Genomic DNA, 9,968 nt, shown 5'->3' on the forward strand with positions numbered 1-9,968 from the left:
CTGCCGCGCTCGGTCCGGGTTAGCCATCCTTTCAGTCGCCGAAGTTTTTTTTGTTTGACCGTCCAGCGACGCGCCTGAAGATGCCGGCAGGCGCTAATAGAGAGGGGGTCACACCCGTTCCCATTCCGAACACGGAAGTTAAGCCCCTCATCGCCAATGGTACTGCACGGTTCGCTGTGTGGGAGAGTAGGACGGCGCCTGCTTTGCAATATTTTACATGATGCGCGCTGCGCAGGAAACCCGGCCTTCTGGCCGGGTTTTTTTATGATCCGGGGCCAGCGGCCGGGGACTTTGCTATCGGCCGGTATTGTTCAGGGCGATCGGAATCTGAAACCTTGTGATTTCTGGCGCAGCCCCAAAGGCGTCGCGAAATTGCGTCTGCCAGGCGGCGTTCAGGCCCTCGTCAGCGTGCGCTTCGTCCAGCCATTGGTATACCAGGCTCAGATTGCCATCGCTGTCTGCAATCAGATAGGCGCGCCTCAGACCAGCCACGGCGCTCAGCTGCGATTTTCGCGCCGAAAACCAGTTCATTGCGTTGCGCCGGTCGACGCCAGCGGGGAGGGCGACCAAACAATCGATCATTTCACCCTCGCGCACCGCCGGCTGCGCATCGCTTTCGATTGCCTCCAGAATACTGTAGATTTTCACATAGTAGGCTGATCCAAATCGTTCCCTGCTGCGCTCCATGTAAGTCTGATTGTAACGCGCCTGGGCCTGGCGCCGCGTAGCGTAGCTGTAAAGGCCGCCAAAGGCGCCTTCCTGATCATTGATTGCGAAATCTTTGTAGCGCAGGCCGTCAATCGCCTGGTACTCCGGGATGCTGCTGCGCATCTTGCTGCGTACCAGAAACCACGGTGCATACCAGGGTCGCGGCGCGGACACGCGGATCAGCACTGGATCCGATGGCTCGCCAGCTCCTTGAGCAAAGGCCGAGCCAGCGGCCAGCGCCGCCGGGATGGCCAGCGCCCGAATCAATAGAAAATGTTTCATGAATTCCTCCTCAGCTCCGGCGTCAGAAGGCCGTCCGGAATAGACCAGATGGTCTATCTGCAGGGAGCGCAATATAGACCATATGGTCTACTACTTTTTCTGGACGACGGGCGGGTTTCCTGCGTCGGTAGTCAAATCGGAAACTTCTGTTATGCCCGAGGAAGGTCCCAGAGAACGGCTGCTGCGCGCAGCGCGCGCCGAATTCATTGAACGCGGCTTTGCCGACGCATCAACCAACCAGATTCTGGCGGCTGCAGGCGCGCATAAGGCCAGCCTCTATCGCTATTTTCCAGACAAGACCTCGCTCTGTCTGGCAGTGCTGGAGGCCATTGGTCAGGAATTTGCCGGCGGACTGGAAGCCATTGCCGGTCGAGCCGCGGACTGGCCGGATTTTGTAACGCGCTGGTCGCGACTGTTGCGCAAGCAGATTCGTGTCGGGCACTTTCAGGGCTGCCCCTTGAGCCGGGTTGTTAGCGCGCTGCCGCAGGATCAGACTGCGCTGCGCCAGGCCGGTCGAAGCGTATTCGAACTCTGGGCGGCGACGCTGAGTCGTATCTTTATTGGACTGCACGGATCTACGCAAGACGAGTCGCTCGCCGCAGAATACGGGCGCACCATCTTGATTCTCTACGAGGGCGCCGCCCAGATGTTTACGCTGACCGGCGCTGTGTCCGCCTTCGATTTGATGGAGAAACAACTCAAGGCGATGGACGATCGGCCTGCCGCGTTGCGAGGTTGAGCCTTTCAAAGAAAATGGCTTTGCTCAACGCTGGAGCAAGGCGATCGCCTCGCCAAGACGCACCACGCGATCTTCGCCGGGGCCCGTTGGACGGACAGCGCCCTTGCTGAAAAGAAGTACCACGGTGCTGCCCATTTCAAAGCGGCCAAGTTCCGCGCCGCGCGCTATGGCCTGTGGAACCGGAAAACGAAATTGAGCTGGATTGCGATGCCAGCGATTGGTGCGCACGTCGGCGTAGGTGACGCGCATTGAGCCGACGTTGGTGGCGCCTACCTTGACCATCGCAAACATATGTCGCCCGCACTGCATCAAGGTGGTCAGTCGCTCATTTTTTGGAAAGAGATCCCGGACCTGGGAAACGGCCAGCAGATTCACCGGCAGGAGCAGTCCGGGTCGATAGTCATAACCCAGAATTTCGCCGGCCAGCGGCGTGTGGATGCGGTGGTAGTCGCGCGGACTGAGGTAGATCGTACAATACCAGCCGCCCTCAAATTGATTGGCCAGGGCGGCGCTGCCAAGCAAGTCCAGGCAGCTGTACTGCAAGCCCTTGGCCTGGATCATGGCGTCGCCGTGAATTAAACCAGAGCGCGCCAGCACGCCATCCACGGGCGAAACAACGGCTGCTGGATGGGCGTCGATGGGGCGCAGGCCTGGCTTCAGGGCTCTGGTGAAGAAATCGACCATGCTGCCGTACTCGGCCGGCGTCTTTTCGGCCTCGGCAATATTGACTCCAAATTTCCTTATGTACCAACCAAATATTTTTGGACGCAGCGCCGGCGCGATGGGCAAACGGGCGATCAGGCCAAACAGCCTGCTGAGCAAGGCCGAGGGAAAGGCGTGCAAAAACAACAGCATCAGCGAATCGCCAAAACCAGGCGCATCGAAGAGCGCTTCCCTCTCACGGTAGCGTAAGTACTCGCTCTGCGCTTCCTCGGCGTGCATGAAGCCGCGCAGCCAGGCTGCCAGCGTCGAAAGACCGCCGGCCAGCAGCACGCCGCCCAGAATAGTCGCGTCTGACTCCGGACTGCTGACGCTCCAGAACCAGGCAATCAGCAGGGCCGGCGCCAGCAGCAAAAGCAGCCAGCGCGCCGCCATCGCTCCAATCGCCAGACGCAATGTGCGCGCTGCCGTTTCAGCAGCGGCCATGAACTGAATCAAGCCCAGGCTGAGCGCGGCCAAACCAAGGGCGGCCAGCACAAACTCGTTGATAGCAGCGCCTGCTTGCGGCATGCGCAGCAATACGACGCTGGCCACGACAGCAGCGAGGTAGGGACGAAGCATCAGCGCCAGAGCCGGGCGCGCCAGTTCAGAATCCTCTAAGCGCAGCGCCCAGTCGACGCTGCGCAGGCCGCCCGAAGCGGCCACTGTAAGAAAAACGCCGGCCGTGAGAAGGCGAAGCAAAAGCCCTTCGACGGAATCGGGAACGAACTGAGCAACGATCGCCGCGCCATGGCCGGCAGCGGAGCGCGTGCACAAATCGATCAATAGCGCAACCAGCGTCGAGACAAGGCCCAGTTTCGCGGCGTAGCGAATGAGAACACGCTGCGCCAGGGGACGCGCCATCCAGATCAGAGTATAGCCCAGAGTGCAAGCAAGCGCCAGCGTTACAAAAATCCAGGGCGGCAAGGCAAAACCCTCCCACAGCTGCACAGTAAGCGAAGCTGGCAGTGCGGCGCCCTGGAAAATGGCGCAAAGGATAGCAATGAAGGCAAGGGCCGGCGTGAAGCGCAGCGAGCGCAAGGCCGGCGCCGCCGCAGCGTTGAATTCCATAGCGCCCGCGGCAATGGCGGCAATCCAGATGTAAATCAGGGCTCCAGGACCAACATGCGCAGCGGCAAACCAGCCAGCAATTGCGCCGCCCAGGATTACATCGAAGCTGGCGGCGGCCAGAAATGCCTCCCAGGGGCGCGGCCGATCAACCGTGGCCGCTCGATCGCGCACGCCGGCCAGGGCAAAGAGCGAAGCGCGCAGTGGCGGCAGGAAAGGCAAACGGAAAGCGATGGCCAGATAAAGGGCGCCTGCAATACCAAGCAGGACCAATGCGATTTGCAATAGTTCCGTCATTCTTGCGCTCCTGGGCGAGCGCTTTGCATCGCTTCGCAGCAGGCAAGCGTCAATCAAAAACGTTGCGGCAACGAAGGGCGCAATCGCCAACCGGCGGATTTGTGGCGCGCCTGGCAGGCCCCGTCGTCCTTCTCAGCGCACTGATTTCAGCGTCGCTCTATGCCGAAGCCGAAAGCAGCGCTTCCTATGCGGAATTAGGAGTAGCGGGCGCGCTTGGCTCGCGTCTTCCAGATCGTTTCGATCGCGGCATGACTCATTTTCGTTCCTCGTTGCAGACCAACGTCTACAATGTCGTGGAGGTCGACGGCTGGACGGAACAGGCGACGCCATCCTTTGAGGTCTTTCTACGTTTGTATGGTCTGTTTGGCGAGGCCGATCACAACGCCCTGGGCTTTGCCGCCGGTCAGTATGATGTAAGCGGCATCCAGTTGCGCGAGTATCGCAGCGATTTCGCGCTGACACAGCAAAATTGGCGCTTCACTTTTCCATACTTTATGTTTACATATCATTATGGCGAGGACATCGGTCTGCGGCCGCTGCGCGGCTGGCGCTGGGAGGCCGGCGGAGGGTTTGGGCTGATATTCAATCCGCTCTGGAACTCCGAGGGATACACCGCAGGCGCCGGCGGGTTCTCACAGCTGGGCAGCCGGCAGCGCGGCCGCAGCGGCGTCATGGCGCGCGTTGACCTGGCCCTGCGTCGCTCGCTGGGCGAACATCTTGCCTTGCGTCTTGGACCGCGCTTTGTTTATGCATACATGGGACAATTTCGCTCCAGCAGCGGCGGGACATTCGGCGCGCGCTGGTTCTATCTGCGCAACGGCGGCTTGTTTCTGGCGTCGACGCCGGCGGCGATTGCAGCGCCACGCTTGATCTTTGATGAGAATCTGGGACTGGGCCAGGCGTTGCTGGCAAAGCAAGCGGCCGACGTTTCCTACAGCGCCCTGGAATTGCAAGTATCGCTGGCATTGCGCTTTTGAGGCCGACCGGCGCCGCGCCGATTGCTTCGGCCGGCCCAGCATTTCCGATTTACAGCGCTGCATGAGGGCGCATGCTGCCCGCAGCCCATGAAAGCCTTGCCGAAAGTAATCGGGCTTGCTTTGTTGAGTCTGGCTCTAGCCGGTTGCGGTATGGACGGCTTGTATTCGCCCTCGGTTATTGGCGGCGATGAGGCCTTGGATCGCCTTTCCGACGCCGCCTATGCCGGTTACAGCGCCTGTCTGCAGCGTACAAATCCGAGCTCGATCGCCAGCGCGGACGCGGTGGCTCTGCTTCTGGCGGGCCAGGCAGTTCAGCGCGGCTATCTGAAAGATTTCTATGGAATTGACGAAAGCCGCGGCTACAAGTCGGCGGATGTCGATGACTGCGCCACGCAAACGGTCCAGCTGCTGGCATTGCAAAGCACTTGCGCAATAGCGCCGCCCAAGTGTTATCTGGCGCCAGTGGACCGCTATACCGGCAATTGAAGCCGCCATCGCCAAGAGGACGCATGAATCAAGACAAAGCCATTTCGCTGCCGGTCAAAGAAATCGCCCATCTGAAGGTCATCCTGGCCACCTGGTACTCTTTCCTGCGCGATCAAAGCGACAGTCTGAGCAAAGAGGAATTCACGCGCTACTTGAACACTCCGGTAATCTATGATCTGGAAAACGACGAGATCGAGCTGCTGTTCACCGGAAGTGAAGAGTTGCTGGGTCGTTTTAAAGACCACGTGCTGAAGGGTCAGCCCGCAGGCTGAGACTCGGCTACAAAGCCTGCCGCCAGCGGCCCGCGCGCCGCGAAAAAGCAGTTTCCCCGTCGGCTTGCAGGCGTCCTATGGCATACAGGGTGCGGATCTGGCCGCAGCCCGGCGGGAGAGGGGAATCATGAGCACTATTGAACCGGTCATTCTGGGCGGGTCGCAAACCGATTTTGCGCGCAACTGGAGCAAAGAGGGTAAGACCTTTATGTCGATGATGCGCGAGATCGTCGACGACGGCCTTGGCGCGGTAGGTCTCAGCTACGAAGAGATCAAGCGGCTGAATCAAGACAATCGCATTGCCGTCTTTGTAGGCAACTTCGACATGGAGCAGTACGGCAACCAGGGTCACCTGGGCGGTTTTCTTACTGAAGTGCACCCGGCTTTCTACGGCGTGCCCGGCGCACGTTACGAGGCGGCCTGCGCCTCCGGATCGGTGGCGCTGGATGCAGCTGGCGCTCACATCCGCGCTGGCGACTACGATGTTGCTGTGGTGGTCGGCATCGAAGTGATGAAGACCGTCAATTCTAAGATCGGCGGCGACTTTCTGGGCACCGCCGCATACTATGAGCTGGAAGCCAAGGGCGTGGAATTCCCGTTTCCGAAATTGTTCGGAAAGCTGGCCGATGTGATCCTGGAACGCAACGCCGCCATCGGCGACGAGCGGGTAATGAAGGATCTGGCCGAAATCTCGCGCATCAACTATGACAATGGCAAGTTGAATCCGCGGGCGCAAACGCGCAGCTGGTTCATGAATCGCGAGCACGCGGAAAAACGCGGCGGCGAATTCAATATGGCTGTCGGCGGCAAGCTGGCCATTACCGACTGTTCGCAGGTCACAGATGGCGCGGCCTTGCTGGTGGTTGCGTCGCCTGAATACGCGCGCAGCTTTGCCCAGAAGAGCGGCAAAAGTCTGAAGCAGATGGCAGTGGTTAAGGGCTGGGGCCATCGCGTGGCGCCGATGCGTTTCACTAAGAAGGTGGAAGAGTCGGCAAACAATGAATACATCCTGCCCTGGACGCGTCAGGCGGTGCTGGACGCCTACAAGCGCGCCAAAATGGACATCGACAAGATCGACGTCATCGAGACGCACGATTGCTTCACCTCCAGCGAATATGCGGCCATATCCGCCTTTGGCATCACCGGCCCAGGCAAGGAATACCAGGCGATTGAAGATGGCGTCATTGATATCAAAGGAAAGAAACCAATCAATCCCAGCGGCGGACTGATTGGCGCCGGGCATCCGGTGGGCGCCTCCGGCGTGCGCATGGCGCTGGATATTTACAAGCAGGTGACCGATCAAGCGGGCGGCTATCAGGTGGCCGGCGCAAAAAATGGCATCATGTTGAACATCGGCGGCAGCGCCACTACCAACATGACCTTTGTCATTTCCAACGCCGCACAGTAGCAGCCAGAGAAATTAAGGCGATCGCGGCATTGGACCGCGACAGTCTGAGAAAAGCCGGGTCAGGTGGCCCGGCTTTTTTTCTCCTGAGTCAGAGTATGTCGTAATCAATTGTTAAGAATCCGGGGCCTTGATCCGGCTGCGAAACCAGATGTAGAGTACGGCAAATACAACGCCAGATGTCACAAGAATTAGAACGGCCGAATTGAGGATCGGATGCAGCGCCAGAATGGTGTCTCCGGAATTTGCTGAATTGATTCGGTACCATCCAGGCCAGGTTGCTACAACGGTCTCGCTGGCGCCAGCGCCGCGAAAAGGCGAATAGCGATTCGCAAATAGCCAGCATCCGGGTTTTTCCGGGACCTTAGGTCTTTCCAGTATGTAGATACAGTAAGCGCCGGGTACTGGCGCCAGAAAGCTGTTCTTGCTGACAGGCATACCGGTAAATACAAGGACCAGTAGCACGAAGCAGTAAAGGGTGCATGCAGTTGCAAGGACTGCAACCGGCAATCTGAGCATTGGTTTCGATTTGCCGGTACCTGCGGCTTGATCGGGGTTCATGACAGAGTGCGGCTGCTATGGATTGGCCCTGGCCAGGGCGTCCTTGCGCCCTCGTGCGGCAGCGAGGAAGGCGTTGCCAAGCGCCGAGCGGGAGATTTGCGATTCTGATTTTTCTCCGCTCTCTATTTCGACATATCCCAGCGCGCAGGCATCTTCCCATACCGGCAGGCGCGGACAGGACGTGCGCCACGCTTCCATAACCTCGGAGTAAGGCCGCGATCCGTCCCCGATCCACTCCAGCAGATCAAGTATCAGCGGTTTCAATGTGGCAGAGGGGGCTTCATTCATGTCTTCGGCGCTATTCACCTGCAATATACGGCTTCCTGAGTACGGAGTCAAGATGTCTAAGTCGGCCAGGCGCCTTTTCCCAATTGCCCAAGCGGTCGATGGCGCCGTTGCCATCATTCAAGAGCACAAATTAACTGGTTGAAAATGGAAGGATATGTGCCCTGCTGCACAACGAATCGAGGGGAACAAGCATGTACAGATGGACCGGATGGGTTGCGGAACTTCTCCTGAAGTTGCTGAGCAGAAAAGCGCCTTTATCCTTCGAGCAGAGCTGTCGTTCCCAGAGCAAGATCCTTCAGGATTTGGTGCATCGAGCAGCGGCGACCAGGTTTGGGATCGATCACGATTTCAAATCCATTCGGACGATTGAAGAATACCAGCAGCAGGTAAGGCTGCGCAGTTACGCTGATTTCTGGAGCGAATACTGGGAAAAGGCCTTTCCGCGTCTGGTAAACAACACCTGGCCGGGGCGGATTCCCTATTTTGCAAGGACCTCGGGAACGACCACTGGCAAGAGCAAGTACATACCCTGCACGCTGGAGATGGTCCGGTCAAACAACAGAGCGGGCCTTGTCGTTATGCTGGAGCATTTGCGAAACAGGCCCAGAAGCAAGGTCCTTCGCGGCCGTTACTTTATGTTTGCTGGCAGTCCAAATTTGGAGCAGTTGAGCGCGGACGTTTTTGCCGGCGAATTGAGCGGCATTGCAGCCCGCGAAACCCCAAGCTGGGCTGGCAAGGACCGTAACTACCCCCCGCCTGAACTGGCCAGGATTACGGACTGGAACGAGAAACTGGATGCAGTCAGCGCCGATTGTCTGAACAAAAACATTCGTGCGATCAGCGGACTTCCGTCCTGGCTTCAGATTCTCTTTCTTCGCATCTTTAAGGATAAGCCCGTGGCCAATGCCGGCCTGGCGAGTTATTTTCCCGATCTTGAATTGATTGTACACGGGGGAATGAGCCTCGAGCCCTATCGCCAGTACTTCCAGCAAATCGCTGCCGGAATGAATCTTGATTATAGAGAAATCTATGCCGCCAGCGAAGGATTCTTTGCCATCGCCGACCGCGCTCACGGCGAGGGCTTGCGCTTGATTCCCGACAACGGAATCTTCTATGAATTCGTACGATTGGAAGACTTTCATTCATTGAATCCAAAACGCAACTGGATTGAGAATATCGAAAACGACGTCGACTATGTTCTCGTCGTGTCTACCTGCGCCGGCCTATGGAGTTATGTCGTCGGAGATATCGTTCGCTTTGTCGACCGGAAGAACCTGCGGCTGCTGTTCAGCGGCCGGCTTTCACAGACGCTGTCGATGTTTGGCGAAAAAGTTCTGAATGAAGAGGTCGAACTGGCTCTGTCGAAGGCCTTGAAGGCCCTGAACGCGACCCTCAAGGATTTTGCCATCCACTCTGCATTTACAAAAGAGGACAGGGCAAAAGGTATTCACACATATATTATCGAACTGGCAGAGGAAGCCGCTGGAATCGAACAGAAGCTGGCGCGAATGATTGATCAGAACTTGATTGATAGCAATTCTGGATATGCCACCAGGCGAAAGAGCGATATCAATATTGTCGAACCGCGCGTGATCCTTGGCCGAAAGGGACTCTTCGAGAGCTGGATGAATTCCATGGGAAAAACCGGGGGACAGCATAAGGTTCCCCGGCTGATCAATGATGCGCAGATGACCGATCTTCTTGCCAGGAATCAGGCGCAGTGAAGCGAGCGTCCCTCGTTTTTGGGGCGCAAGCGAGCGCGCTGCAAGCTACTGCTGGCTCTTTCTATAGTCGTCGGTTAGCATACCCGAATATCCCCAGTGATCCTCCGCAATCTGCTGAATCACAATATGGGTATGTTCCGGCCGTTTGCCGAGGATACGCGTCACTGAATCCGTGACCTCTTTGACCAATTGAGAGCGCTGTTCTCGCGTTGCTCCTTGCGTAATCTGGATGTTCACATAGGGCATAGGCATCTCCTCCAAAGACCGGTACAGGAGATTGCTTCGCGATGTCACGGGAGAAATTCAACCCGCAGCAGATTCGGCGGGACCGGGCGGGATAACGTGCCGATTCTTTCGCAAATAGGAGCGGGTTCCACCTGACTCAAGCGCTTGCCGACTCCTGCGCTTCGCCTCTTAATAGATCAATATTCAAATACTTCCGCGATGTCCACTGCGTTCCAG

11 protein-coding genes and 1 rRNA gene are annotated in these 9,968 nt (G+C 57.8%); 7 read left to right on the forward strand and 5 right to left on the reverse strand.

Translation table 11 applies throughout. The features are described 5' to 3' along the window. Nucleotides 1-86 precede the first annotated feature (86 nt). Nucleotides 87-203: ribosomal RNA gene (gene rrf, locus K1X75_17505) — 5S ribosomal RNA — on the forward strand. Between the two features lie 91 nt (nt 204-294). Here rrf and K1X75_17510 read toward each other — a convergent pair. Continuing rightward, complete coding sequence (locus K1X75_17510; GenBank protein ID MBX7059864.1) at nt 295-990, reverse strand: hypothetical protein; 696 nt, start codon at nt 988-990, stop codon at nt 295-297. Between the two features lie 82 nt (nt 991-1,072). Here K1X75_17510 and K1X75_17515 point away from each other — a divergent pair, with 82 nt between their 5' ends. Beyond that, the gene (locus K1X75_17515) at nt 1,073-1,729 is read left to right on the forward strand and encodes a TetR/AcrR family transcriptional regulator (GenBank protein MBX7059865.1); all 657 of its coding nucleotides are present in this window, start codon (nt 1,073-1,075) and stop codon (nt 1,727-1,729) included. Nucleotides 1,730-1,753: 24 nt separating this feature from the next. On the opposite strand, the gene asd is transcribed toward K1X75_17515, so the two are convergent. After that, the gene (gene asd / locus K1X75_17520; protein MBX7059866.1) at nt 1,754-3,793 is read right to left on the reverse strand and encodes an archaetidylserine decarboxylase; all 2,040 of its coding nucleotides are present in this window, start codon (nt 3,791-3,793) and stop codon (nt 1,754-1,756) included. Nucleotides 3,794-3,894: 101 nt separating this feature from the next. On the opposite strand from asd, the gene K1X75_17525 reads away from it, so the two are divergent. From K1X75_17525 to K1X75_17540, 4 genes are all read left to right on the forward strand, one after another. Continuing rightward, entirely contained in the window at nt 3,895-4,770 is an 876-nt protein-coding gene (locus K1X75_17525) for a hypothetical protein (GenBank protein ID MBX7059867.1), read from the forward strand. Between the two features lie 87 nt (nt 4,771-4,857). Continuing rightward, a complete protein-coding gene (locus K1X75_17530; protein ID MBX7059868.1) occupies nt 4,858-5,256 on the forward strand; it encodes a TIGR04452 family lipoprotein in 399 nt (132 codons plus the stop codon). Between the two features lie 23 nt (nt 5,257-5,279). Then, complete coding sequence (locus tag K1X75_17535; GenBank protein MBX7059869.1) at nt 5,280-5,528, forward strand: hypothetical protein; 249 nt, start codon at nt 5,280-5,282, stop codon at nt 5,526-5,528. A gap of 127 nt (nt 5,529-5,655) precedes the next feature. Beyond that, nucleotides 5,656-6,936 carry an acetyl-CoA acetyltransferase gene (locus K1X75_17540; GenBank protein MBX7059870.1) on the forward strand — a complete coding sequence of 427 codons (1,281 nt, stop codon included), beginning with the start codon at nt 5,656-5,658 and terminating at the stop codon, nt 6,934-6,936. A gap of 111 nt (nt 6,937-7,047) precedes the next feature. Here the strand turns inward: K1X75_17540 and K1X75_17545 are convergent, their stop codons facing one another. Both K1X75_17545 and K1X75_17550 read right to left on the reverse strand, forming a co-directional pair. Beyond that, a complete protein-coding gene (locus K1X75_17545; GenBank protein ID MBX7059871.1) occupies nt 7,048-7,398 on the reverse strand; it encodes a hypothetical protein in 351 nt (116 codons plus the stop codon). 111 nt (nt 7,399-7,509) lie between these two features. After that, a complete protein-coding gene (locus tag K1X75_17550; protein ID MBX7059872.1) occupies nt 7,510-7,782 on the reverse strand; it encodes a hypothetical protein in 273 nt (90 codons plus the stop codon). Between the two features lie 191 nt (nt 7,783-7,973). Between K1X75_17550 and K1X75_17555 the strand changes: the two genes are divergently transcribed. Continuing rightward, nucleotides 7,974-9,506, forward strand: a complete 1,533-nt coding sequence (locus tag K1X75_17555) for a GH3 auxin-responsive promoter family protein (GenBank protein ID MBX7059873.1) — start codon at nt 7,974-7,976, stop codon at nt 9,504-9,506. A gap of 45 nt (nt 9,507-9,551) precedes the next feature. Here K1X75_17555 and K1X75_17560 read toward each other — a convergent pair whose 3' ends face one another. Next, on the reverse strand, nt 9,552-9,752 hold the full coding sequence (locus K1X75_17560) for a 4-oxalocrotonate tautomerase family protein (protein ID MBX7059874.1): 201 nt from the start codon (nt 9,750-9,752) through the stop codon (nt 9,552-9,554). Nucleotides 9,753-9,968: the final 216 nt, after the last annotated feature.

Source organism: Leptospirales bacterium, assembly GCA_019694655.1.
In the GTDB taxonomy this organism is placed as follows: Bacteria; Spirochaetota; Leptospiria; order Leptospirales; family Leptonemataceae; genus SSF53.

Coding starts and splice junctions, on each gene's coding strand:
- K1X75_17510 (MBX7059864.1), bottom strand. CDS start 990: ATGAAACATTTTCTATTGATTCGGGCGCTGGCCATCCCGGCGGCGCTG.
- K1X75_17515 (MBX7059865.1), top strand. CDS start 1,073: ATGGTCTACTACTTTTTCTGGACGACGGGCGGGTTTCCTGCGTCGGTA.
- asd (MBX7059866.1), bottom strand. CDS start 3,793: ATGACGGAACTATTGCAAATCGCATTGGTCCTGCTTGGTATTGCAGGC.
- K1X75_17530 (MBX7059868.1), top strand. CDS start 4,858: ATGAAAGCCTTGCCGAAAGTAATCGGGCTTGCTTTGTTGAGTCTGGCT.
- K1X75_17535 (MBX7059869.1), top strand. CDS start 5,280: ATGAATCAAGACAAAGCCATTTCGCTGCCGGTCAAAGAAATCGCCCAT.
- K1X75_17540 (MBX7059870.1), top strand. CDS start 5,656: ATGAGCACTATTGAACCGGTCATTCTGGGCGGGTCGCAAACCGATTTT.
- K1X75_17550 (MBX7059872.1), bottom strand. CDS start 7,782: ATGAATGAAGCCCCCTCTGCCACATTGAAACCGCTGATACTTGATCTG.
- K1X75_17555 (MBX7059873.1), top strand. CDS start 7,974: ATGTACAGATGGACCGGATGGGTTGCGGAACTTCTCCTGAAGTTGCTG.
- K1X75_17560 (MBX7059874.1), bottom strand. CDS start 9,752: ATGCCCTATGTGAACATCCAGATTACGCAAGGAGCAACGCGAGAACAG.